The sequence below is a fragment of the Nostoc sp. CALU 1950 genome (assembly GCF_051172895.1).
Taxonomy (GTDB): Bacteria; Cyanobacteriota; Cyanobacteriia; order Cyanobacteriales; family Nostocaceae; genus Nostoc; species Nostoc edaphicum_A.
Window position 1 is genome coordinate 1 of record NZ_JBDNJQ010000050.1, and the last position, 26,239, is coordinate 26,239.

Consider the following 26,239-nt stretch of genomic DNA (forward strand, 5'->3'; position numbering starts at 1 on the left):
GATAAATCGCCGTCTCTACAATAATGAGTCCTTTGTAGAGACGGCGATTTATCGCGTCTTTGCGATCTAGGGCGTGTCATCAATAAACCTTATCCGAACCGTATTGGGTTAACCCTCAGAAGCTCAACTTCTACCCTCAGAAGCTCAACTTTCACCCTCAGAGGCTCAACTTTCAAGTTCTAATACCAATGCCCTATGCCCTATGCCCCATTCCCAATTCCAAAATTTAAACCAAATCGTGTCCGCACTTCTACACTTTTGCAAATGGAAGCGGTCGAATGTGGTGCGGCTGCTTTAGGAATAATTCTGAGCTATTACGGCCGAATTGTGCCACTGGCTAAACTGCGTGAAGAATGCGGTGTTTCGCGGGATGGGAGTAAAGCTTTTAATATCCTCAAAGCTGCCAAAAACTATGGACTCAATGCTAAAGGTTTAAAACTGTCTCTAGAAAACGTCAAAACTACCCGTCTCCCCTACATTGCCTTTTGGAATTTTAACCATTTTCTCGTAGTAGAAGGATATAGCAAAAAACGCGTCTACCTCAACGATCCTGCCAATGGTCGGAGAACAGTGAGTTGGGAAGAGTTCGATCGCGCATACACGGGTGTTGTGCTGACAATGGAACCAGGAGCGGATTTTCAGAAGGGAGGCAAAAAAAATCACATTGTCTCTGCTTTAAGTAGCCGCTTACAAAACTCACGAGTTACTATCTTATTTTGCTTGCTTGCGGGGTTATTGCTAACACTGCCTCGGTTAGCTGTGCCAGCCTTTGCTCAGGTATTTATCGATGAGATTTTAATCCAAGATAGGCAAGATTGGTTACGACCTTTGCTGTTAGGAATGCTAATTACTACTTTATTGCGGGCATTCCTTGCTAGACTGCGGCTTACCTACCTGCGGCGATTAATGGTTAAGTTATCAGTCAGCACATCAGGACAATTTCTCTGGCATATCCTGCGATTGCCAATTGGGTTTTATGACCAACGGTTTGCTGGGGAAATCAGTAGTCGGGTGCAACTGAATGACCGAGTGGCAGAAGTACTCTCAGGGCCTTTGGCAACTACAGTAATTGACGCGGTGATGATGATATTTTACCTGCTGATTATGATTCAGTATGATCAATTGCTGAGTGCGATCGCAGTTGGTTTTGCTTTAATCAACATTCTCGCCCTATTATTTTTATCGCAAACTCGTGTAGATACAAATATGCGCCTAGCCCAGGAATATGGCAAGGTGGGTGGAGTAACGATTAGCGGCATCCAAACCATAGAAACCATCAAAGCTTCAGGGCTGGAGTCAGATTTATTTGCTCGGTTTGCGGGTTATTACGCTAAAGCCATGAACGCCCAACAACAATTAGGCTTACAAACTCAAATTCTCACCACATTACCCACAATTTTGACAGCCCTAGCCACAGCTTCTATTTTGCTGGTTGGTGGTTTACAGGTAATGAAGGGCAATCTCAGTATTGGAATGCTGGTCGCCTATCAAAGTTTAACACTGAGTTTTTTAGAGCCAGTTAATAGCCTCGTTAATTTCGGTAGTACACTCCAAGATTTAGAAGCTGATTTAAACCGCCTTGATGATGTATTGCAAAATCCCGTTGATTTGGAAGTGGAGGGGAGGCGGAGAGCAGGGGAGGCAGGGGAGGCAGGGGGAGCAGGGGGAGAAGTTACTTCCTCATCTCTTTGGCAATTACAGGGTAATGTTGAGTTACGGAATGTCACTTTTGGCTATAGTCGTGTAGAACCTCCGTTGATTGAGAATTTGAGCTTGACTGTTAAGCCAGGGCAAAGAATAGCGCTTGTGGGGGGAAGTGGTTCTGGTAAATCTACAGTTGCTAAATTAATTTGCGGGCTTTATCAACCTTGGGATGGGGAAATCTGCTTTGATGGTGTAGAGCGATCGCAAATTAAGCGTTCTGTTTTGGCTAACTGGTTGGCAATGGTTGAACAGGATATCTTTTTATTTGCCGGCACTGTGCGCGAAAACATCACTCTTTGGGATTCAACTGTACCAGAAGCCGATTTGGTGCAGGCTTGCCAAGATGCAGCGATTCATGATGCGATCGCATCTATGCCTGGAAAATATGACTTTGAGTTAATTGAAGGCGGTATGAATATTAGTGGTGGACAACGCCAGCGTTTAGAAATTGCCCGCGCTTTGGTGAGAAATCCCACAATCTTAGTATTAGATGAAGCAACCAGCGCCCTGGATGCCGAAACGGAGTTGATTATTAACCGTAACTTGCAACAGCGTGGTTGTTCCTGTATTGTAGTAGCCCACCGCCTCAGCACAATTCGCGATTGCCATGAAATTATTGTGCTAGAGCAAGGTAAAATCGTGCAGCGTGGAACCCATGAGGAATTATGGCAGCAAGGCGGAACTTATGTTCGCTTACTTCACGCGGCAGAGGCATAGTTGAGTAATGAGTAGCCCGCAGGTGAATTCTTCTTCTAAACTGTACTCCTTTCAAGCAAACGAACCAGTACTGTTGAATGACTCAGAAACATTCTGGATAGTGCAGTCTGGAACATTGGCGGTGTTTGCCACTAGAGTTAAGAACAGTTTACTAAAGGAGCATCGCCGCTATCTGTTTCATGTCAATGCTGGTGAAGTCTTGTTACCGGAAGTAATAGCACAAAGCCAATGGAATTTTGTAGTGATCGCAATTGAACCCACCCAATTATGCCAGATGTCAATGGTTGATTTGGTTAAGAGAATCGCGGCGGCTGACTCTCAAGCCATAGAATTTTTAGAAGGTTGGGTAAATCATTTAGGACAATCTCTTAGTGCCCAGCAAACAGTTTTGACTACGCCATTAAACCTTGTGCAGACATTAGGGCGAGATTTTTCATTATCGCCCGGTGAAACGCTACAGTGGAGGCAACAAACACTTCTATGGGTGAAGTTGCAGCAAGGCAATACTCACTGGATGGGAGTTGAGGAATTAACCTTGAATTCTGCCTCATCAGCGTTTCCGCTCACGAGTGATATGTGGCTGGAGGCAGAAAATGCAGTTATCGGACAGGTGTTGCCAACGGCAGATTTAGAAAATTCCGAGGAAATCTTGGCAGGTTTAGCCAGTTTGCATACTTATTTCTTTTACTACTTCAGTTTACTGGCAAATAAAGAAGCAGAAGCAGAATTTCGGCGATTTCAGGAACGTGAGCAATTTAATCAGCAAGTAATAGAGGGGGCACTCTCTGACTTAGCAACAGTATTGCAGCCACAGCAGGAGGCGGTTTTTTCTCAGGAAGGGCCGCCCTTATTGGTAGCATTTGGTGCAGTCGGGCGATCGCTGGGGATAGAGATTCGTCCACCAGCAGAGGATTTGAATTCTATTAAAGACCCTGTAGCTGCGATCGCGCAAGCATCACAAATTCGTATCCGTCGTGTAACTTTAGCAGATGGCTGGTGGCATCAAGACCAAGGGGCGATGTTAGCTTATACTCAGTTGGAAAAGCGCCCAGTGGCGTTGTTACCTACAAATAATCAAGATTATGTGATCTTTGACCCCGTAGCGCGGACTCGGACACCTGTAAATGAATCAATAGCAAAAACACTGTCACCATTAGCTTACGTTCTGTATCGACCGTTACCCCAAGTTGCGCTCAAGGCCATCGACCTACTGCGGTTTGGGGTTAAGGGTTATGAAAAAGACATCGCCAGTATTTTAGTGGTAGGGCTGCTGGGCACAATATTGGGAATGGTTGCACCACAAGCAACAGCAATTTTAATCAATAATGCCATTCCCGATAGCGATCGCGCTTTGCTATGGCAGATCGGATTGGTTATGTTTGCAGTCGCCTTTGGACAGTTAGCTTTTCAAGTTGCCCAAAGTATTATTACCCTACGAGTGGAAAGCGCCACTGATAGCATATTGCAGCCAGCCATTTGGGATCGGTTACTCAGATTAAGTCCTAGCTTTTTTCGTCAGTACACTTCTGGAGATTTGGTTAACCGCGTCATGGCGGTGAGGGAAATTCATCAAAAACTCAGTGGTGCTACCCAACGGACGTTGTTAAGTGGAGTCTTTGCCTTATTCAACTTGGTGCTGATGTTTATTTACAGTTGGCAACTAGCGCTTGTGGGCGTGGGTTTAGCAATCTTTGCCGCTGTGGTTACGACTGTTGCAAGTTTCCTCTTGGTGAAGAAATCGAAAAAAGAGCAAGAACTCAATGGTGCAATTCAGGGACTCACCGTCCAACTAATTAACGGTGTTGCCAAACTGCGAGTCACAATGGCAGAAGAACGCGCATTTGCAGCTTGGGCAAAAAAGTACAGCCAGCAGATCCGGCTGAAGGCAAGTTGGCAAGAGATTAAAGATGGTATTTCTGTATTTAACGAAGCACTCCCTTTGGTAAGTTCTATACTGCTGTTTGGGTTTGCCATGCTGTTGATGCAGACACGCTTAACACTGGGTACATTCGTTGCTTTTAACTATGCTTTGGCGATTTTTATCAAAGGAGTAATTGACCTGAGCAATACTGTATCGGAAATTTGGAGTATTGTACCAATATGGGAACGAGCAAAACCGATTTGGCGATCGCAGCCTGAATATGACTCAACCAAGGTTAACCCCGGTCAATTAAACGGTCGTATTGCCCTAAATCGTGTCAGCTTTCGCTACTCGGAAAATGGCAGCTTAATCCTCAATGATGTCAGCCTCCATGCCGAACCAGGGGAATTTGTAGCGATCGTTGGGTCTTCTGGAAGTGGAAAATCAACGATATTGCGGTTGTTATTGGGGTTTGAAACTCCATTGACAGGTAGCATCTATTATGATGGCAAAGACTTAGCAGAGATGGAACTCCAGGCTGTGCGAAGACAGTTAGGAGTGGTACTGCAAAATGGTAAAATCGGCACTGGCTCGGTTTTTGATAACATCACCGCCGGTGCTTTGGTTTCCCTAGAAGAAGCTTGGTCAGCGGCACAGATGGCAGGCTTTGCTGATGATATCAAGCAAATGCCAATGGGAATGCATACGATCATCGCTGAGGGTGGTAGTAATCTTTCAGGTGGACAACGGCAAAGATTATTGATTGCGCGATCGCTTGTTTCCAAGCCTAAAATTATCTTGATGGATGAAGCGACCAGTGCTTTAGACAACCGCACTCAGGCAATTGTGACTGAAAGTTTAGCTAAGTTAAATGCTACCAGAGTGGTAATTGCCCATCGCCTCAGCACAATTCGTAATGCCGATCGCATCTATGTTATCGACGCTGGTCATGTCGTGCAGGTAGGTAATTTTTCGGAATTGATTGCCCAAGGTGGGTTATTTGCCAGACTGGTAGCCCAACAGTTAGAAGGGGAGCTTTAAGGAACTCAAAAAAATAAATTATCCAATTTATTCAAACTATATTATTTAGAAGATAAAACTTTCATCTCTAGCGTAAAAATACTACCTTTTTCCACCTGACTTTCGACTTTCAGAATCGCTTGATGTTTTTGGGCGATCGCCTGAGCAATTGCTAGCCCCAAACCTGTGCCTCCGGTTTTACGAGAGCGGTCGCCATCAACACGGTAAAAGCGATCAAAAATTCGCTCCTGATCAGCAAGCCCAATCCCAATACCCGTATCTTTCACCGCAATGACAGCAGTGTAATCACTCTTGACTAAGCTAACAGTTACATATCCCCCTCTGGGTGTGTACTGGATGGCATTGGCAATCAAGTTTGACACTAAACGGTAAAGTTGCGATTCGTTACCTAGAGCATAAACCTCGCAAGTGGGAATTTGGCAGGTTAAGTTAATATCAGCAGCAGTGGCCAGCTCTAAAAATTCTTCGGTCAAATCGCTCACCAAATCATTTAAGCAACAGGGCTGAAAAGGTTTTGCCCCTAAATATTGCTCAAGTGAATTTTGCTCCAAACTGGTCAACAAGAGTAAGTCAGCGATCAAATGGCTCAACCTTCGCCCCTGCCGTTCAACAGTATGAAGCATCATTTGCATATCTTGTTGATTTGATTGCGGTATGCGGAGAATAGCTTCTACAGTTGCCAACAGGCTGGCGAGGGGCGATCGCAATTCGTGGGCAGCATTTGCAGTAAACTGTTGCTGTTGTTGATAGGACTGATAAATTGGCTGCATTGCTAATCCTGAAAGCCACCAACTGGAAGTAGCAACCAAGCTCAGAGCAATAGGCAAACCAATCGCCATAATCCATTGAATTCGGCTGATTTCCGCATCAAAATGTTCTAAAGTGCGCCCAATTTGCAAATAGCCCCAGGATGAATCAGCATTGGCTTCATCAGCTAGATCATGGGTATTGGCACTATGCAAAATCGTGGTGAATTGGTGATAGCGAATGCCGTTAGCCGTGCGAAAGGTTTGCCATGAAGTGCGGTTGAGAGTTGGTGGCAGAGATAGGGGTTGATTGGGTGAAAAAGCCAGGAGTTTCCCTTGATGATTGAACAGCCGAATATAATATGTGGTGCGATCGCTAATGCCGATGGTGTGCCGTTGAATCAGCGTCGGGGTAGCCTTGCAAGGTTGTCCACTTAAACAAAGATCGGGAAAAATTTGTTGCAACACAGCAGTCGGTTCTTCGGAAGGCGGTAACAGTGGTTCAACGCTATCGTGTAAAGTTCCAGCAATTGATTCAATTTCGCGCTCCATTGCTGCCCAGTTTGTCTGTACCATTGCGCGATACATCCCCAAGCCAGAAACACTCAAAATCACGCCCATGACTCCGGCATACCAAAGGGCTAACCGTAGACGACTGCGCCGAAAAAGTGAGTAGCTATTCATAGCCGAGAATCAACTTGAGAGTTAAAGCGATAGCCAGCACCGGGAACAGTTTCAATAGGGCAGGGACAGCCATGATTTGCTAACTTCCGACGTAGTAAGCGCATTTGCGCCGCAACTACATTACTAATCGGTTCTTCATCCATGTCCCAAAGTTGATGACGCAATTTACTACCGGGAATGATGCGATTGGGGTTCTGCATCAAATACATGAGCAGCTGAAATTCTTTGGTGGTTAAGGGAATGACTAGGGACGTAGATCCATCTGAATTTACTCGTAGGACATTGTTTGCTGTATCTAAAGTAAAACCTGCAACAGTCAGGGTAGACGGTTGTAGTTGAGGCGATCGCCTCTGAAGGGCCCGCAACCGTGCCAGCAATTCTTCCATCACAAACGGTTTGACTAAATAATCATCAGCTCCCGCATCCAGCCCTGCTACACGATTTTCTGGCTGACCCAAAGCTGTGAGCATCAGCACTGGTAAGGGATTTTGATGTAGTCTGAGCTTCTGACATAACTGTAATCCCGTCATTTCCGGCAGTAGCCAATCAACAATAGCAACTGTGTAGTCTGTCCACTGGCTTTCCAGGCACAGCCATGCTTGAGTACCATCTGTTACCCAATCCACGACATATCTTTCGCTAATTAAGACTTGCTTGATTGCCAGTCCCAAATCCGCTTCATCTTCCACCAGTAAAATTCGCATTGCTCCAAGGAAATCAACCATGAAGCTCTGATCTTACAAAAACATCTGCCATTTCACCTGGATTTCATCTGCCCTTTGGCAAACTATGGAGAACTTTTGTTTAACCCGGTATCCATTGTGAGGAGAGATTATGAAACCTTTTATGCTAATGAGTTCCATTCTGGCAGCCAGTTTAATTATCAGTGCGCCCACAGTTGTATTTGGTCACGTTGGACATGGTGATGAATTTCAAGCAACGGGCGGCATTAATCGCGTGAAAGTCACTCCCCAAACCGATCAACTGTTAGGTATTGTGGTAACACCGATCGCCTCCTCTGCCAAATCTGGATCTGCTGTGATGATTCCGGTGACGGCACTGGTTGATGCCAACGGTAAACAGCTAGTCTTTGTGCAGTATAAGACTTTTTATGAGCCAGTGGAAATTACAACTGGCGCGACCAAAGGCGAACTGATCACTGTTACCAAAGGATTATCAGTTGGCGAAAAACTTGTTACCCAAGGTAGTTTGTCGCTCTATGCTGAATCGCGTAAAACTCAAACCGCCGATACAGCACCCAGTCCAGTAGCGAGTGCCACTCCCAACACCCAAACCGCCAATACAGCACCCAGTCCAGTTGCAAGTGCCACTCCCAAAACGGAAGCTGAACATCAACAGGCACACAATCAGGGTACTGCCCATAGCCATAACACCACACAACAGGCAAGTGGTGGATTGCCGATGGGTATCTTAGCAGGAGTCGGTGGTGGAGTCGTGCTTGTGGGCGGAGCGATCGCTGTTATCGCAGGCAATCGCAAGAACAAGGGAGGCGTTTAATTGAGATGTTTAACTCCATTCTGAATCAGATTCTCAAAAACTCAATTACCCAGCGTTGGTTCATAGTTATCTGTGCGATTTTAGTCACGGTGTGGGGAGTGTTCACTGTCACTCAGATGCCACTGGACGTTTTTCCCGAATTTGCGCCCCCCCAGGTGGATATTCACACCGAAGCGACTGGACTAGCTCCAGAGGAAGTGGAATCACAAATTACCGTGCCGATTGAAAGCGCGGTGAATGGTTTGCCGGGGGTGACTACGGTGCGTTCTTCCTCCAAAGTCGGACTGTCTATGGTGCAGGTGGTGTTTGACCAGGATGCCGACATTTATCAAGCCCGGCAATCAGTGACAGAACAACTCCAGCAGGTAACAAATCAGTTACCTGAAGGGGTGCATCCGCCGGAAATTTCACCGTTAGCATCGCCGTTGGGTACGATTTTACAGTATGCCTTTACGGTGAATGGGCAGGGGAAAACCTCGCTAATGGACTTGCGCCGTCTGGTGGATACTACCCTGAGCAATCAAATTTTATCTGTGCCGGGAGTCACCCAAGTCACCGTTTACGGTGGGGATGAACGGCAGGAACAAGTGTTAGTTGATCCAGAAAAAATGCGATCGCTCAATGTTTCGCTGACCGAAGTTACCAATGCTGCCAAAGGCGCAAATTCTAACGCCCCTGGTGGATTCTTAATTGGTGGTGGTCAAGAACTGTTAGTGCGCGGCATTGGGCAGGTGAAATCAATTGCAGACTTACAGCAATCTGTGGTGAAGGTGCAAGATGGGAAACCGATTTTGCTCAAAGATGTGGCGGAAGTACAAACGGGTGCGGCACTAAAGCGGGGGGATGCTAGTTTTAATGGGCAGCCGGCTGTGGTGATGATGATTAACAAACAGCCTGATGTCGATACCCCCACAGTAACAAAAGCAGTAGAAGCGGTGCTGCAATCCTTGCAAGCAAACTTTCCCCCTGATGTGCAAGTGGCGCGAACATTCCGGCAGTCTAACTTTATTGATACTGCCATTGCCAATGTCAGCAGTTCCCTGATTCAAGGCATCATCATCGTGTCGGTGATTATGCTGTTATTTCTGATGAATTGGCGCACCGCCGTAATTACTCTGAGTGCAATTCCTCTGTCACTGTTAATTGGCTTAATGTTCATGAAAGCTTTTGGCTTGGGCATTAACACCATGACCTTGGGCGGTTTAGTCGTAGCCATTGGTTCAGTTGTGGATGACTCAATCGTGGACATGGAGAACTGCTATCGGGGACTGCGAACTAATCAGGCGCAAGGCAACCCGAAGCATCCCTTCGAGGTGGTGTATGACACATCAGTGGAAGTGCGGTTAGCCGTGATTTTTTCCACGGTGATCATTGTGGTCGTGTTTGCACCAATTTTTAGTTTGACAGGTGTTGAAGGCAACATTTTTGCACCGATGGGTTTGGCGTATTTGCTCTCAATCTGCGCGTCTACTTTGGTGGCCATGACCCTTTCGCCTGCCCTGTGTGCAATTCTGCTGGCAAACCAAACCCTACCGCAAGAAGGTACATTCGTTTCCCGTTGGGCAGAACGGTTGTATCGTCCATTGTTAAATCTATCGCTGCGATCGCCCCAAATTATTCTCGGTGTAGCACTTGCAGCATTGGTTGCTGCTTTTGCGATCGTTCCCTCCTTGGGACGGGTGTTTCTGCCCGAATTTCAGGAGAAATCATTGGTAAATTCAATGGTTTTATTTCCGGGTGTTTCCCTAGATATGACCAATCGGGCTGGGATAGCACTGTCCAGTGCGCTCAAAGATAATCCTTTGTATGAGTGGGTGCAAGTGCGATCAGGACGCGCTCCAGGAGATGCAGACGGGGCGGGAGTGAGTATGGCTCATGTGGACGTAGAATTGAGCGATCGCGCCCTCCAAGACCGCGAAGCCAGCATTAAACAATTGCGGCAAGAGTTCAATAAACTGCCTGGTGTGGCATCTAACATTGGTGGATTTATTTCTCACCGCATGGATGAAGTGCTGTCGGGGGTCAGAAGTGCGATCGCTGTCAAAATCTTTGGCCCGGATTTAATTGAACTGCGGAAGATTGGCGAACAAGTGCGAGATGTAATTCAGCCCATCGCTGGCGTTGTAGACTTGCAGCTTGAACCCCAACTACCCATTCGTCAGGTACAAATTCATTATGATCGCGCGGCTGCCGCTAACTATGGATTGAGTATGGAGCAGTTGTCAAACGTGGTGGAAACTGCTTTAAATGGTCGTGTGGTGTCGCAAGTGGCAGAAAATCAGCAGCTTATTGATATTTCTATCTCCTTGACAGAGAAAGCCCGCAATAGTTTAGATGCCATTCGCGCTATTCCCATCACTACCCCTACTGGTCAAACTATCCAGCTAGGTGCTGTAGCCAAAGTAGACTACGGCATGGGAGCGAATGTTGTGAATCGGGAAGATGTATCACGGCTGATAGTTGTTTCGGCAAACGTTGCCGAGCGCGATTTGGGAAGTGTTGTCAGCGATATTCAATCCCAAATTCAACAGAAAATCAAACTCCCTAATGGCTACTTCATCCAGTACGGTGGACAGTTTGAATCAGAGCAGCGTGCTACTAATAACCTACTGGTATTTAGTATCTTGGCAGCGATTGTGATTGCGGTGTTGATGTTCTTCTCCGTTAAATCGCTCTCCGCCACGATCACCATCATGCTCAATCTGCCTTTGGCTTTGGTGGGTGGTATTATCTCCATTGCTTTGAGTGGCGGTGTGATTTCGATCGCTTCTCTGATTGGATTTATTACCCTATTTGGCGTTGCTGTCCGCAATGGCTTGTTGTTGGTAGACAACTATAACAATAAATTTGCTCAGGGAATGCCCCTCAAAGATGTGATTGTCAACGGTTCTCTAGAACGAGTGAACGCCATTCTGATGACGGCACTCACTTCCGCACTAGGGATGCTGCCTTTGGCGATCGCCAGTGGAGCCGGCAATGAAATTCTGCAACCCTTAGCAATTGTAGTTTTGGGCGGTTTATTTACTTCTACAGCTTTGACTTTATTGGTTATTCCTGCTCTCTACGCCAAATTTGGCAAACAGTTGATGCCTAAACAGAAACCCGTTTTGGTTAACCAAATATGGTCAAACGAATAACGATGTTGTGATTTTTCTTTCTCCCCCTGCCCCCAGCTAAGTGCCCCCATGCTCCCACAACGATGAGATATTTTTTTAGCTAGAAGTCCCTTAGTTCTGCTTCAGCATGGAATTAGCAACTTGGTATAAAGATTGGATGTTTAGTCCATCATTAGGATACTCAACCACAGCAAAATTACAAGTTACCTGGAAGCGATCGCCATTGGGAGCTGTAAAGACTTGCTGGCGGAGCTTGGTTAAAATGTCACTGAGGCGATGTTTGACCACAAGCCGTTCTGTTTCAGTAAACCCAGAAACTCCGACCACAAATTCTCCATTACCCCAATATCCCAATATTTCGTCACTGCAAAATGCCGATTGGAATAGACGACTCCATCGTTGCAATACTTGATTACCAGCCTCATGGCCATACTGGATATTAATTTGACGTAAATCACTGATATTCAAGATCATTAAGCAAACCGATTGCTGATTTTTCTCGGCTTGAACAATCAGGTGCTGTAAGTCGCGGCTAGACTGTAACTGATTTGCTAGTCCGGTTAAGGGGTCTTTGGTAGAGAGCGACTGTAGTAGGCGGCTGCGTTCTAGGCGGTGGGTAATCCTTGCCAGCAGTTCTGCCCCCACAACGGGTTTAACTACATAATCATCTCCCCCAGCAGCAAACACTTGCTGCACCGTTTCCATCTCTCGATGAGCCGTCAGAAATACAATTGGCAATTCCTGCCATTGCGGATCTGTGCGAACTGCCTGACAAAGTTCTATACCACTGATTTGGGGCATTTCCACATCCAAAATCAACAAATCTGGTGCAGTAGATTGCAATACCTCCCAAAAACGTCGGGGATCGTCCAATCCGGTCATTCGCATTCCCCAAGGTTCTAACATTGGGCCTAGTGCTGCTAAAATCAGTGGATCATCATCAACTACTAATACATTTACTGTTAAAGAGCGGGTAAACTGCAATATTTGAGACGCAGTTTCCCAAACTTGATTTGCTGTGACAGGTTTGACGAGAAAACCCCGCGCCCCAGACTGAGCCAAAGTCACGCGATCCATTAGCTGATCGGTGACAGCCAGCGCCAGAACAGGTACAGGAGGGATGTGTGTCGCTAAATCCAACATTAGTGCCAAACTTTCTTCTCGCTGTCCGATCTCATCTACATTCAGTACTACTAAATCTGGTGATGTGGTTTGCAAGAAGTTTTTTACACCTTCTAACGTTGTTATTTGTTGCCAACGCATTTCTATAGAAGATGCCAGTTGTTGCAACTGTGAACCCAGTTGTAAATCAGGGTCAATCAGCAGTAACTTCGGATTTATCTCTTCCCCAATCGAGGTAGCAGTTTGATTAACTACTTTTTCTACCATTGGGTTTAACAAGTTGCCTAACTCTTGGATTAGCGATATTATCTGGTGTTTTTGGGCTAATAATAACTCTTCATCTTTGTCTAAAATTTGTTCGATTTCCCGCGCTATTTGAGTACCTTTTTCTTGCTCAAACATTCCCAAAACACCAGCTAGCTTGTGCGCTTCCCGTTCTGCCGATTTACGTAATTCTATAGTTAGTGTGCCGCTAGAGAGTTCTAAGGCTGCTTGTTGCAGTACCTCCATTCGCTGTGTCATTAGCCCTTGGTATTGACTCCACAACCCACTCATTGCTTGGTTAAATTGCTGTTCAACGGATGAGGAAGTATCGGGTATGGAGGAATTCTGATCGGGATTTTTTTGAGTTATTTTTTCGCTATTTCTACTAGTAGCTTTTTGGGATTTTAAGCGATATCCCAAACCATAAACATTTTCAATCCAGTCAACGGCTCCAACTACTTTCAACTTGTGTCGCAACCACTTAATATGGGACTTAACAGTTTCCTCTTGGGGTGGATCGTCAAAAGTCCAGAGATGTTCGATAATATCTCCCCGACTAAAAACCCGCAATGGATTCCGCAGTAGTAACTCCAGCAGACTATATTCTTTGGGTGTTAAATCCAAAACCTGATTATCGTATGTTACCTCGCAAATACTTGGATCTAAACGCAATGCCCCAACTTCTAGCACTGGAGGACGGGGAGTATCGCCGCGACGTAACAAAGCGCGTACCCTTGCTTGGAGTTCTCCCAAATTTAAAGGTTTAATGAGATAATCATCTGCTCCAGCATCAAGTCCACGAATGCGATCGCTAGTTTCATCTTTTGCTGTGATCAACAAAATAGGAGTGGAACGGCCACTAGAACGTAAGCGCTGACATAAAGTAATGCCATCGAGTTTCGGCAGTCCAACATCTGTTAATATCAAGTCGTAGTTCGTACTTTGGGCATATTCCCAGCCAATTTGTCCGTCTCGTGCGATTTCAACAGCATAGTGTTGTTGGGTAAGAGACTGCAACAAAACACTCGCTAAAATTTCGTCATCTTCAATCAGCAAGATTCTCATAGCAATTTACTCCACTAGGACTAGCCCAACAAATCAATGCTGGTGATATTGCCTATCGCTGGCAGTGGCAATTGGACGGGTAACGAAAGCACAAGGCAAAATCGAAACTGCGATCGCAGCTTATCAATAAGCCATCAATAATATTAAATCGTTGCGGGCGGATTTAGCTGCCGTAAGTCCCGATGTACAATTTTCTTCCCGCAATGCAGTTAAGCCGGTTCACCGCAAACTGGTTGGATTGCTTGTGCAATCAGCTTCACAAAAAAACTGTACTGAACTATATTACATTTTCCCGCATTTCTCACAAGCTTAAGGCGTTTGATGGAGCAGAGGAGAAGTAATGAGTAAGAAGTAAGAAATTTTACTCATTACTCATTACTCATTACTCATTACTTCTCCCCTGCACAAGCGCAGGCTTTAAGAGGTGTGGTGATAAATCCGGGATTTTACATTCATCTACCCATTGTATAGATATTCTGTATTGCTAATAACAAATTTGGCTCTTTATTTAGCATGAAATCTTGTATCCCTCTTCTGTCACTCTCCGAAAACATTTTACTTTTCTAAAATCTAGAGTTTTTGTATAGCAAGCGATTGCGCGATTCTTTTCTAATAACAAATACAAGACCTATTTTTTTCTAATAGTATAGCTTGTATTGATTGCCTCATGAGGCTTCTAGCGATCGCCCTCCCGGAGAGTGACAGAAGAGGGATACATGTTTAGACTTATTACAATAACCAAGCAAGTAAATTCTGGAAATTGTATTTAATTTACTAATCACCATTTGCTTTTCTGATAAAGTTTAGTAAATCAAAGTTTTACCTCTTCTTTGTACTACTACTATCTCATCGTAATAATACCTAAGTTTTTTTTGATTATTTATCAAGGAGGAGAAGATATAAAAATCTTTTGCCAATCAAATAAAAAGCGTATTTAAATACACTTTTTATGTTATTGCCGCAGTATTTCCCAAATGTTTTTATGAGAACTGAGGCAGAGAAAATAATATGTTTTTAGACATTTTAGCTAGCTTACAACGGTTGTTTGTGGGTTACATTCCAGCAGCCGTATTGGGTAGCTTTATCGGATATTTCATAGGTATGAATAGCATGATATATCAGCTATTTAGGCTGATATTTCAGATACCACATAGTATCCCTCCTATAGCTCTGCTGCCTATTGCCTTAATAGCATTTCAAGAGAGTGAATCGGCTGCTATTATAGTAGTTTTCCTGGGAACTCTCTGGACGATGATTATTAATACTGCAATAGGTATGCGGCATTTTAAGAGACAGAATAACAACTTTCGAGTAGCTATATTTCATCTATTTCATGCCTTGAAAGTTAGCATTTGGGTAGCCTGGTTTATAGTTATTGCCATAGAAATGTTAACAGGGCCAAAAGGACTTGGCTTTACCCTGTGGGATGCTTATAAAGCTGGCAATGCTGATTACATAATCCAGGTGATTATCTACATCGGGATTATTGGTTTTATGCTGGATCAGTTACTAGATTTTGCAGCCTATATTCTCTCGCAAATGGTTTCAGATGGGAAAAAATCTTCCTAAACTTTATCTAGGCTTGCGGATTGTACCCTGCCAGCTAATAGTTTGCTTCGCAGAACGTATTCCCAAAGAACGAGTTGCTACGACTTCGATATTAACGTTGATACCAGGGCGTAAAGCTTCATCAGGAATTTTCAGCTTGCCCAAAGCTAGAGTAAAACGGTTATAGTCACGAGTCACAAGTTCGTTGGGAATATCACCTTCATATTCAGTTTTGTAGCCAGAAAAACCGTGCAAGCTATCCTGGGCGCGGAATTTCACGCGAAACTGAGTATTAATAGCATCAGACTTTGCTGCCAAATCAACTATTTTTAAGTTGAGGTTTTGTCCTGCATCGGCAAACTCTGCCACAGCTAACCGAGTAACATCTTTTTTGGGAATAGCATGGTTAACGGTAAATGTTGTTAAGTTAGCATCACTTTTGGTGTTACCTTCAACCCATAATTCTTCAGGAAAAGTAATTTCTACTTGTTTGTTATCAGTTAAATTTAGTGTTACAGCTTGATTACCAAAGCTGGTAATGGGTTGTCTTTCTTGCCAAACTATTTGAAAAGCCTCTTCTAGACGTTGTTCAAACTCTCGATAATCATCAGCGATCGCAGCACCAGGCGCAAGTAGAGAAGTTGCCCCTTTACGAATATTCCACTTATTCTTCGAGAGGTTAACCTGTTTGTTTATCAGTTGCGAAATTGCTAGCTGCACAGTTGGAGTATCCGCTGCCAAAGCTTCCTTGCTATTCACAATACTCAAAATTCCTAAGCGCCCTTGGCTACCATCGCTACCATCGCTGCCATCTCGCCCATCGCTACCGTCGCTACATCGATAAATCTTCTCAGTACACTTGTAATCAGGGCTACCGGGAGTTCCCTTACAGGTTTTCACTTCCCAACTCCGTCTGTGACAGTTACAACCCTGCGTACCGTTGCCACCTCTACCGCCGCGTCCGCCTTCTCCACCAGTTGCCCGAACGGAAATGTTCCGTAAGTCTGCCAAATTACTGTAATACACCGTGAGGGAACCACCATTTCCCCCATCTCCTCCTTTGCCACCACTACCACCATTACCACCATTGGGGGCGTTTATGTCGTGGCTGACGCGATTACGTTGATAACCACAGTCAGGACGATCAGCATGTTCCCCGTCTTCCCCGTCTTCACCATCTTTACCCGACAAATCAAGATTTACAGGTGAACCATTGACAAAAATATTTTGGTTTTCACCGCTGCTACCATCTCTACCCGATCGCCCATCGGTTCCTGTGCGTCCATCTCTGCCATAATTTCTGGCTACTTTATAGTATTCGTCAGAGGCAACGGCTGGACATAAAACTGAACCAGAAGCAGGCAAAAAGCTAGTAAATAAGCAAAATGTCAGCAGTAGTGGTAGCTTACTCCTAAAACCATTGTGCATCTAGTTACACCTAAAACTTTAGTTGAATTATCTACTCCTGACGCTGATTTTCAACAATTTGCTCCCTTTTATCCAGTGGTGTGCCAGAATTTTCGCTCATTTGGAAATAATTTGAGTGTCAACGTACCACATACCCAATTTAAGAACCGATTAAGCTGCCGTTGGATCGTCATTGACTTTAACAATCAACTTGCCAAAATTATCACCTCGGAGTAAACCGATGAATGCACTAGGAGCGTTCTCTAAACCAATAACTACATCCTCTCTATACTTGAGTTGACCAGACTGCAACCATCCAGAAACATCACGCAAAAAATCATTAAACCGATGTTGATAATCACCAACTAGAAAACCTTTGATTAAAGCCCGTTTGATTAGTAGTGGCATTAAATTAGGCCCTGGTGGAGTAGATGTGGCGTTATATTCTGAAATCAAACCTACTAGTGGAATTCTTGCTCCAAGGTTTATCTGCTGCAAGACAGTTTCTAAAATCACACCTGCTGTATTGTCATAGTAAACATCAATGCCATTAGGAGCAGCTTCTTTGAGAGCTGAATCAAGTTCTTGAGTTTTGCGGTTAATGCCAACATCAAAACCTAATTCTTTAACTATATAATCCCGCTTCTCGTCACTCCCGACAATTCCCACTACTCGCGCACCTTTAATTTTGGCAATTTGACCTACTACTGCACCGACAGCCCCAGAAGCAGCTGAAACCACAACAGTTTCACCTTCTTTAGGTTGACCGATATCAAGCAGAGCAGCATAAGCAGTCAAGCCAGGCATACTTAGTACACCTAAACTATAGGATAAAGGTGCTTGAGTAGGATCAAGTTTACGCAGTGTCTCACCCTTAGATACAGCATAAGTTTGCCAACCGTTACTATTAAGAACAAAATCCCCTACTTGAAATTGAGGATGATTTGATTTAATTACTTGGCTGACTGTACCACCGACAATAACTGAACCTAATTCTACAGGTGCAGCATAAGACTGGCCTCCACTAATGCGACCACGCATATAAGGGTCGAGAGATAGATAAATGGTGCGGCTAAGAATTTCGCCTTCACCTGGTTCGGGAGTTGGTGTTTCTACCAGAGCAAAATCACTCTCTTTTGGTTCGCCGACTGGACGACTTTTGAGGATGATTTGTTTGTTAATTAAATCGGACATAAGTTATTTTCCTCTCATGTTTTAGGCGATTTTTTTCATCAATATCCTTATCACCAAGGGTTTGCTAAACTACGTGCTTTTGCCCTAATTTCCAGGCGGCTTAGGCTTCTCTTCCGGTGTACCATTTGTAGGCCCTCCCCCCAAATTAGACACCCAATCGTTTGCTTCTAACCCGAAGTGTCCTGTCTCAAACCACTTAGACTTGAGCAGCGACCACCAATCATTTGTCAAGCCTTTCAATACGTAGTCATAAGGAAGCCAACCATAGCCCCCTTCACCCCAACGGGTTCCCCAACAGTTTCTGATTAGCAATGCTCCTTGCGATCGTTGACTACCATCAGCATTCTCTATTACTTTATGGTCGTCGTAGCCAACTGCAACAACAGCATGACCTCCTTTTACCTTATCGTTTTTAACTGGGTATGGAATATACCCACTTGGGTTTAAATCCTCGATGGAATAATACATAGTAAACCCAAATGCACAGGGAAAACCCGCGGCTAAAGCTGTTTTAATTCGGAATAACAGTATATTTTCTGTAGTGCCTAAAGGATTTAGACGGAAGTATTTTAGCGCTTGATAACTTTGACCAAAAGAGTAGCAGAAAGGGGTTGGTTCCACATCAAACTTATCTTCTTTATAAGGCCAGTACTCTTCTGGAGGTACGCCAAATAATGCCATTGCCCGCATAGTTTCCCGAAGAGATGCTCCTGCATCACCTTTACGATGCATGAGATTGCGGGTTGCTTTGTAAAGAAAGAGCCGAGAAGCATCGACATATCTATCAAAACTTCTTTTCTCAAAGTACTCCATTAAAGCAACACCAGCATGTGCCGTACATGAATCCAATGAGCCTTGGTCTTCAACTGGGGAACACCAGAAGGTTAAATCTACAAATTCTGGCATTAATAAATATACAGTTACATTCTTGCTATTTTCTTGTTTTATATATTTTTGTAAATGTCCTTCTAACGGAAGTTGTAAATCACTTTCAAACTCTGGTGTTTCCTTCAAATGCTTTGGATCATCTTGAAGTTCGGGTAATATTTGGATGACTGTTCTCAGATTATTCGGTTGAGTTTTTGAATTATTTTCTCCCTGAACTTGAGGATTATAATTCAGACTATTTTCTAAAATCTTGATAGTTACTTTTAAATCTTTGATAGATTTAAATATATCATCTATCTTTTTTAAAGATGTAGCTAATTTCTTTTTTCTATCTTTATCCAGGCAAACTTGATCAGTAATTTCCTTATCAATATTACTCAGGGATTGTTTGAAATTTAAAATTGCTGAAATAGCTATGTATAAAGAAACTGGATTTAAATCCCAGTCTTTAAATAAGTTTGTTTCCTGTTCTGATTGAGAAAAAGTACTAGATTTTTCCCACAACTCTTGCTGAGAATATTTATTGTTTTTAGCATTAATACCTGATTTATTATTCCCTTGTTGATTATTTTCTTGACGGATATCGTTAACGTATTCAGATTTATCGAACCATTGATCTAGCTTATCTAATACGTCTCTTACAGCTTTTTCAAGATTTCTATGTTTAGCTAAAGGAGAAATTAGTTGAGCAACCAATTTAACTATCATATCAATTGCTCGTTTCAACGCACCTCGGTGTTTGGCGAGATCAGACTTATCAGTATCCGTAGCTTTTGGAATTATTTTTTCATTAACAAAATGTTCAGGTTGAAATTCAGAAATTTCAAAAACCCTTAAAATTATTTCATAAAGGGTTATGGGTATTGTTGAGGATGCAGGTAAAACTTCCCGTTGCTGTTGTTTTTTGAGCGCAACTAAGTCACTTAATACTTGTAAGGTTTTTGTCCAATCAACATCATCTCTTTCTATTTCTATTTCATATCTAGCTTTAAATGATTCTATAGCTGTCTTTGTCTGTTGACTATAATACCCTGTTACTTGTCCATCAAATTCTCCTAACTCACATAAAAGCTGCTGTACTTTTTTAAGTTTATCATCACCGAAAGATTGTTTTGCTTGTGCATTATATTGATCATCTAGTATTCTCTTTGTCTTTTCGTCAACTATTCCATCAACTATTCCATCAACACGAGCAACCTTTGAAGGATAATATTGTCTTTTAAATTCTTTAACTGCATCCTCTGTTAGATAGTCAAAGAATCCTTTTATTGCCCCGTTATTTTCTCCTAAATTTTTGAGATAGCCTAGTTTATTGAGTTTTATTTGAATGTCTTTAATTTCTGGATCAAACATTCCAAATTTTTTAATTGTTTTTTCTGTGCTTTTAGCTTTAGAAGTTTCTTCTTTTAAGATTTCCAAAACTTGGTTTAAAGTATAGAGTGTTACTTGATCTACAACACTATCAACCTTGTCATCAGTGTTAGCCTTATCAATACTGTCATCTGAGATAATTGAGAGACCAAAAATACTCTTGAATAGTTTTACTGCCTCCTTTGTAATTTCACCAAAATAACCATATTCCATATAAACTGATTTTGATAAATCATCTACAAATTTACTAATATTTTGTGTCTCAGGTTCAAAAATATGCTTATATTCGGTAAATTTCAGCAACTGCTGTTGAAGATTATAGACTTCCTGCCCTGCACAACCATGAGCTAAAAATATCTGTTCTTTAAGAGCTTTAGCATTGACTAATTTGAAACCTTTATTTATCTTTTGCTGAAAATTGTTGAACTTTGAGGCGAGTGCCTCTTCGAGAGTTGGATTTAGTCCATTTTTTATTAATTTTAATAACTCAAACAATTCTTCTATACTGTTTTGGGAATCATTATCATTATTTATCTGTATATCTTGGACTGTGATCATTAACTTTTGATTGATTTCGTCCATGCGATAGTCTCTAAAATCGGGGTAGTCTGGTACCCAGCCTGTCGATTTTTTATACACAGTGATGCCCTCTCAGATTTATGCTCTTATGCTTATCTATCGTTTTGGTTCTTTTTATGCAAAAAAGGAGTTAAAATTTATTACTTTTCTTGAAGCATTTGACCACTTGAAATAATAGTCAAAGTTGGCTAAATCAATCTTTAGTCTGAGTTTGAACTCCATCACACAGATTGCGATCGCTTTGACTCACATTCGGGTTATTCTTCAGATAATCATGCAGCCAATCGCACCCACGTCCCATCAAATTATCTAGGGTGAGATTTTCCACATTCCACAAAATAGCTGTACCATCTTTACTGCCAGAAACGAGAGTCTTGCTGTCAGGGCTGAAACTGATCCCATTGACCTCACCACTATGGCCAGTAAGAGTAATAATCAAAGTCCCATCTTTGTGCCAAAGTTTCACTGTTCCGTCATCACTAGCAGTTGCAATCATCTTGCCGTCAGGGCTGAAAGTTACTTGCCAGATTGCAGCACTATGCCCATCAAGACTAGCGATCGCACCACCATCAAGCTGCCAAAGTTTTACTCTCTCATCTGCACCAGCACTGGCAAGGGTCTGACTATCAGGGCTAAAACTGACGCTGTAGACAGAAGCACCATGCTTTAAAATCTTGAGTAACTGACCTTGCCGATTCCAGAGTTTCACTTCCCCGTCATTACTACCAGTGGCAATCATCTTGTCGTCTGGACTAAAACTGACGCTATAGACGGTGGCGCTATGTTTTAAGGTGTTAAGCAACTGACCCTGGCGATTCCAAAGTTTCATTGTTCTATCTTGACTAGTGGTAGCAATCATTTTGCTGTCTGGGCTGAAACTCACGCTATGAATGCGATCGCCATGCTTTAAAGTCTTGAGTAGCTGACCTTGCCGATTCCACAGTCTCACCACCCCTTCGTCAGAACTGACGGCGGCAATTATCTGACCATCTGGACTAAAATTCACATCCCAGATTGTGTAGTCATTTACCGGAAGTGATTTGATCTGCTTACCCTGCTGATTCCAGAGTTTCACCGTCTTATCATCACTGGCGGTAGCGATCGCTTTTCCATCACCTGAGAAGTTCACGCGATTGACACCAGCCTGATGTCCAGTGAGAATAGTCTGCCAAGGGCGGTCAATTTGCCACAGTTTCACTGACTTATCTTGACTAGCAGATGCAAGGGTACGACCATCGGGGCTGAAAGTAACTTGATTGACTCTACTACTATGTCCTCTAAAGGTAGTAAGTTCCTGGCCATTTTTCTGCCAGAGTGTCACGCTATTATCATCATTACCTGTGGCAAGGGTCTGACCATCGGGACTAAAACTGACGCTGTATATCTTACTACTTTGTGCCTCTAATTTCTTAAAAGTTGAAAGCAATTTCCCTTCAGTATTCCAAAGTTTAACCGTTCTATCTAAACTGGCAGAGGCAAGGATATTGTGAGAACTGAAGCTCACGCTAGTCACTGTATTATTATGTTCTTCTAGGGTCTTAAGTTCTTTACCGTCTTTGTTCCACAGTTTCACCGTTCCGTCTAAACTGGCAGAAGCAAGGATTTGACTATTAGGACTGAAACTCAAACTATAGATAGTGCCTGTATGCCCCTTGAGAATTTTTAGTTCCTGACCCTGTATGTTCCAAAGTCTCACTATATTGTCGTCACCACCAGAGGCAAGAATCTTGCCATCATGACTGAAACTCACAGATCGAATTTTAGTATTCAGCTTTTTAAAGGTTTTAGGTTCCTTGCCATCCTGTTTCCAGAGTTTCACTGTTCCGTCTAAACTGGCAGAAGCAAGGATTTGACTATTAGGACTGAAACTTACACTAACTACTTGATCTAGGTGTCCTTTTAAAGTTTTCTGCAAAAGACCTTGTTTGTTCCAAAGTTTTATTGTGTTGTCTCCACTAGCGGTAGCGATCGCTTTTCCATCGGGACTGAAACTAACGCTTTGGATATAATCGCTGTGTCCCTGGAGGCGATCGCGTTCTCTTACCCAGTAAACCGCCTGTCCCAGCACGTCCATCACTTCTGCCCGTTCCTGGGTTGGAATATTGGCTTTGGCTGTATCTAGTTCTTTGAGTTTCTGTCCGGCTTTTAAACCTTCTATCAAGGCATCAATCGTATTTCTATTCGAGGTAAAACGTGCATCAGATGCTGAAATTAAGGCTCGGAGTTCCGATTTTTGTGCTTCTATCCGCAAGTGATCAGCCTGCTTCCAGCCAATTGCTGCAACAATAGCCAATCCTGTTGAAATCACAAACCCTGAAGTCAGAGCAATTACTTTTGTTCTGTAACGCGCCCTTTGGGCTTTGCGACTTTCGCCAATGTACTCTTGTTGGAGTGGTGCGATCAAGGGTTCTTTTCCTGCTCCTTGAGTGAACCATTGCTCTGCTTCTTCTAGTTCACTACCTTGTAGCAAATAACTATTGTTACGTTTTTTCTGATCCCATTCCAAGGCTCCCATGAGTAAGCGGGTATGCTGTTTAACATGAGCTAGGTCAGTATCAAGTGCTTTGAGTAATGATTGAAAAGCTTGCTCAAAATCATTACTTTCTTGGAAGAAAATATAGTTAATTTTGGCTAATTCGGGATCAATACCTTCAGCATACTGCCACACGATTGGCACTAAACGTTTATTGTGCTTTCGGGCGTGTGCAATCTCTTCACGGCAGACTTTAGAAGCGACTGAATTTGGACTAATAATAAAGATAAAATTATCAGCGGCTTCAATTCCTTCATAAATTTCTTTCCGCCAATCTGCCGTGGGTGGAATTCCTTCCCAGTCCACCCAGATATCTAGCTTCTGTTGCTTGAGCGCTTCATAAAGCTTTTGAACGAACTCTTTATCTTTGCGAGAGTAGGAAATAAACGCCTCAGCCATATAAATTTCGATAAATACTTAATAAAATTTAAATAAAATACTGTTTTTTTACTATTTACGTAAAAATTCTATATACTTCGGAAAAAGAATTAGTTTAATGCAAGTTTCATCTATTGTTTAAATGTTCTTACTATATGATATTTTAGAAAAATTTTCAGTCATAGATCAAAATTAGCTACTTTGGCACAAAGCTTAAAGTGAATGTTCAAATAAGGGCAAGTTTATTTCCTTTTTCATTTATTTGAACAACAATTATTTGCGTTAACACACATCCATGTATTTTTGTCAATACATGTTCCCAAAAAGAGACGTAGCATTGCTACGTCTCTACAAGTGCAAATAGCCAAAGTGACGGGTCGCCACACCGAAGCGCTCCAGAGGTCAAGCGATGGCAAGAATAGACTGAATATTACGGTGTACAAACAAGTCCTAAAAACCTAGCTTGATAAGGCTTTCCTCGTTCCTAGGCTGCCATCCAGCCCTGACAAGTAGGCTTAAACAGAAAATGCAACGATATTGTAACGACAGCGAAAGTTGACGTTGCAAAAGTTTACATTTAGAATGGAATCGGCAAAATTCGATAAGTATTTATTCTTATTTATCCTGAAAAACTGACATTCGATGAGTATATATTCTTATCAAAAGCAAAAATTTAATCTTTTAGAGTTCAACAATGTTTACAAAAGTAAAAATTCCTTAATATAATGTAATCAAAAGCGAGAAGGAAAATTGATTGTCAGAAGTGATGAATGCTATTGAATTTCCCTGGCTAACAGCCATAATCCTCTTACCCTTGGTGGCTGCCTTAGCCATCCCCTTAATCCCAGACAAAGAAGGTAGAACTGTCCGGTGGTATGGTCTGGGAGTTGCGATCGCTGACTTTGCACTGATGATTTATGCCTTTTGGTACAAGTACGACTTCCAAAGTTCAACGCTCCAACTTGTAGAAAACTATCCTTGGATACCGCAGTTAGGTTTGCATTGCGCTGTGGGGGTTGATGGTTTATCGATGCCCTTACTGCTTCTGACAGGCTTAATAAATACTCTCGCAATATTCGCGGCTTGGAAAGTTACCACCAAGCCGCGATTATTTTATGGTTTGATGTTAGCGATGTACAGCGCCCAACTTGGCGTATTTGTCGCCCAGGATTTGCTGTTGTTCTTCCTCATGTGGGAAATCGAGTTAGTGCCGGTTTACCTGCTGATTTCCATCTGGGGAGGACAAAACCGCCGTTATGCCGCTACCAAGTTCATTCTTTACACCGCCGCTGCATCAATATTTATCTTGATTGCCGGTTTTGCAATGGCATTCTCTGGAGATACCATCACCTTCGACATGGCGACTCTGGGAATGAAAGAATACCCCAAAACCTTGGAATTGTTGGTTTATGCAGGTTTCTTGATTGCCTTCGGTGTGAAGTTACCGATTTTTCCTTTACACACTTGGCTACCTGATGCCCACGGTGAAGCATCAGCACCCGGTTCAATGATTTTGGCTGGTGTATTGTTAAAAATGGGTGGTTATGCTCTCATCCGCTTCAATGTGGAAATGTTGCCCAATGCCCATGTGACTTTTGCCCCAGTGCTGGCAATTTTGGGTGTGGTTAACATTGTCTACGGTGCTTGCTGTGCCTTTGCCCAAACCAATCTCAAACGCCGCTTGGCTTACTCTTCAATTGCCCACATGGGGTTTGTGCTGATTGGGATTGCCTCTTACACAGAACTGGGTATCAGCGGTGCAGTGCTACAAATGGTTTCCCACGGCTTGATTGCTGCTAGCTTGTTCTTCCTGTCTGGCGTGACTTACGATCGCACCCACACCTTGATGATGGATAAAATGGGTGGAATGGCTAAGGTAATGCCCAAAACCTTTGCTCTGTTTACCATCGGTTCAATGGCTTCTCTCGCTTTACCCGGAATGAGTGGTTTCGTGGGTGAGTTGATGGTATTTCTGGGTATCGCCACCAGTGATGTTTACAGTTCCAGCTTCAAAGTTGTAGTTGTGTTGCTGTCAGCGGTTGGCGTGATTTTGACACCAATTTATTTACTGTCGATGCTGCGTCAAGTGTTCTACGGTGAGCAAAGTCAAGAGTTGCACTTGGATGCTGTAATATCTGATGTCAAACCCCGCGAAATATTTATTACCGCTTGTTTGCTGCTGCCAATTATCGGTATCGGCTTCTATCCCAAATTAGCAACGCAGACTTATGATGTGAAAGCAGTAGAATTAGCCGCCCATGCTCGTGAAGTTCTACCAGTCGTTGCTCATCAACAACCATCAAGTCTGTACTCGCGGATTTTCTCTGCACCAACATTGGCTACTTCTCAAGTTGAAAGTTCGATTAACATTTCTGAGTAAATTAACTTCCCATTAAGGGGTCTGCAAGTAAATTCTAAATTATTAGGGCAATAAAGGGGTGGTTACGAAACCGCCCCTAACATTTTGGCTTTTTGGAAGGGTGATCAGGTGCGTAGGCGTAGC

General features: G+C 43.2%; 13 protein-coding genes. 6 read left to right on the top strand and 7 right to left on the bottom strand.

The features are described 5' to 3' along the window. Positions 1–195 precede the first annotated feature (195 nt). Both ABF638_RS15460 and ABF638_RS15465 read left to right on the top strand, forming a co-directional pair. A complete protein-coding gene (locus tag ABF638_RS15460) occupies positions 196–2,421 on the top strand; it encodes an NHLP family bacteriocin export ABC transporter peptidase/permease/ATPase subunit (RefSeq protein ID WP_435023623.1) in 2,226 nt (741 codons plus the stop codon). 22 nt (positions 2,422–2,443) lie between these two features. Next, complete coding sequence (locus ABF638_RS15465) at positions 2,444–5,323, top strand: NHLP bacteriocin export ABC transporter permease/ATPase subunit (protein ID WP_435023625.1); 2,880 nt, start codon at positions 2,444–2,446, stop codon at positions 5,321–5,323. A 41-nt stretch (positions 5,324–5,364) separates the two neighbouring features. Here ABF638_RS15465 and rppB read toward each other — a convergent pair whose 3' ends face one another. Both rppB and rppA read right to left on the bottom strand, forming a co-directional pair. Next, positions 5,365–6,753, bottom strand: coding sequence for a two-component system sensor histidine kinase RppB (gene rppB, locus ABF638_RS15470; protein WP_435023627.1), 1,389 nt, complete (start codon positions 6,751–6,753; stop codon positions 5,365–5,367). Then, positions 6,750–7,457, bottom strand: coding sequence for a two-component system response regulator RppA (gene rppA / locus ABF638_RS15475; protein ID WP_435023681.1), 708 nt, complete (start codon positions 7,455–7,457; stop codon positions 6,750–6,752). The genes rppB and rppA overlap by 4 nt, the downstream gene beginning before the upstream one ends. Positions 7,458–7,587: 130 nt before the next feature. Here rppA and ABF638_RS15480 point away from each other — a divergent pair, with 130 nt between their 5' ends. Together ABF638_RS15480 and ABF638_RS15485 are read left to right on the top strand one after the other, a co-directional pair. After that, positions 7,588–8,271 carry a cobalt transporter gene (locus ABF638_RS15480; RefSeq protein WP_435023629.1) on the top strand — a complete coding sequence of 228 codons (684 nt, stop codon included), beginning with the start codon at positions 7,588–7,590 and terminating at the stop codon, positions 8,269–8,271. Positions 8,272–8,276: 5 nt separating this feature from the next. After that, positions 8,277–11,408 carry an efflux RND transporter permease subunit gene (locus tag ABF638_RS15485; RefSeq protein ID WP_435023631.1) on the top strand — a complete coding sequence of 1,044 codons (3,132 nt, stop codon included), beginning with the start codon at positions 8,277–8,279 and terminating at the stop codon, positions 11,406–11,408. Between the two features lie 90 nt (positions 11,409–11,498). On the opposite strand, the gene ABF638_RS15490 is transcribed toward ABF638_RS15485, so the two are convergent. Further along, complete coding sequence (locus ABF638_RS15490) at positions 11,499–13,838, bottom strand: response regulator (RefSeq protein WP_435023633.1); 2,340 nt, start codon at positions 13,836–13,838, stop codon at positions 11,499–11,501. Between the two features lie 1,008 nt (positions 13,839–14,846). Between ABF638_RS15490 and ABF638_RS15495 the strand changes: the two genes are divergently transcribed. After that, a complete protein-coding gene (locus ABF638_RS15495; protein WP_181931226.1) occupies positions 14,847–15,407 on the top strand; it encodes a nitrate transporter in 561 nt (186 codons plus the stop codon). Between the two features lie 3 nt (positions 15,408–15,410). Here the strand turns inward: ABF638_RS15495 and ABF638_RS15500 are convergent, their stop codons facing one another. The 4 genes from ABF638_RS15500 to ABF638_RS15515 all read right to left on the bottom strand — a co-directional run bounded on the left by ABF638_RS15500 (position 15,411) and on the right by ABF638_RS15515 (position 23,757). Beyond that, positions 15,411–16,814: a collagen-like protein gene (locus ABF638_RS15500; RefSeq protein WP_435023635.1), complete on the bottom strand. Its 1,404-nt coding sequence runs from the start codon at positions 16,812–16,814 to the stop codon at positions 15,411–15,413. Between the two features lie 150 nt (positions 16,815–16,964). After that, the gene (locus ABF638_RS15505) at positions 16,965–17,987 is read right to left on the bottom strand and encodes an NADP-dependent oxidoreductase (RefSeq protein WP_435023638.1); all 1,023 of its coding nucleotides are present in this window, start codon (positions 17,985–17,987) and stop codon (positions 16,965–16,967) included. A gap of 84 nt (positions 17,988–18,071) precedes the next feature. After that, on the bottom strand, positions 18,072–20,885 hold the full coding sequence (locus tag ABF638_RS15510; protein ID WP_435023640.1) for a peptidoglycan-binding protein: 2,814 nt from the start codon (positions 20,883–20,885) through the stop codon (positions 18,072–18,074). Positions 20,886–21,018: 133 nt separating this feature from the next. Next, complete coding sequence (locus ABF638_RS15515) at positions 21,019–23,757, bottom strand: toll/interleukin-1 receptor domain-containing protein (protein WP_435023643.1); 2,739 nt, start codon at positions 23,755–23,757, stop codon at positions 21,019–21,021. A 745-nt stretch (positions 23,758–24,502) separates the two neighbouring features. Between ABF638_RS15515 and ABF638_RS15520 the strand changes: the two genes are divergently transcribed. Then, positions 24,503–26,116, top strand: coding sequence for an NAD(P)H-quinone oxidoreductase subunit 4 (locus ABF638_RS15520; RefSeq protein WP_435023646.1), 1,614 nt, complete (start codon positions 24,503–24,505; stop codon positions 26,114–26,116). Positions 26,117–26,239 lie beyond the last annotated feature (123 nt).

Bases quoted from the DNA above. Each gene is read 5' to 3' on its own strand.
- ABF638_RS15500 (WP_435023635.1), bottom strand. From the start codon at position 16,814: ATGCACAATGGTTTTAGGAGTAAGCTACCACTACTGCTGACATTTTGC.
- ABF638_RS15490 (WP_435023633.1), bottom strand. From the start codon at position 13,838: ATGAGAATCTTGCTGATTGAAGATGACGAAATTTTAGCGAGTGTTTTG.
- rppB (WP_435023627.1), bottom strand. From the start codon at position 6,753: ATGAATAGCTACTCACTTTTTCGGCGCAGTCGTCTACGGTTAGCCCTT.
- ABF638_RS15485 (WP_435023631.1), top strand. From the start codon at position 8,277: ATGTTTAACTCCATTCTGAATCAGATTCTCAAAAACTCAATTACCCAG.
- ABF638_RS15460 (WP_435023623.1), top strand. From the start codon at position 196: ATGCCCTATGCCCCATTCCCAATTCCAAAATTTAAACCAAATCGTGTC.
- ABF638_RS15495 (WP_181931226.1), top strand. From the start codon at position 14,847: ATGTTTTTAGACATTTTAGCTAGCTTACAACGGTTGTTTGTGGGTTAC.
- ABF638_RS15505 (WP_435023638.1), bottom strand. From the start codon at position 17,987: ATGTCCGATTTAATTAACAAACAAATCATCCTCAAAAGTCGTCCAGTC.
- rppA (WP_435023681.1), bottom strand. From the start codon at position 7,457: ATGCGAATTTTACTGGTGGAAGATGAAGCGGATTTGGGACTGGCAATC.
- ABF638_RS15515 (WP_435023643.1), bottom strand. From the start codon at position 23,757: ATGGCTGAGGCGTTTATTTCCTACTCTCGCAAAGATAAAGAGTTCGTT.
- ABF638_RS15520 (WP_435023646.1), top strand. From the start codon at position 24,503: ATGAATGCTATTGAATTTCCCTGGCTAACAGCCATAATCCTCTTACCC.
- ABF638_RS15480 (WP_435023629.1), top strand. From the start codon at position 7,588: ATGAAACCTTTTATGCTAATGAGTTCCATTCTGGCAGCCAGTTTAATT.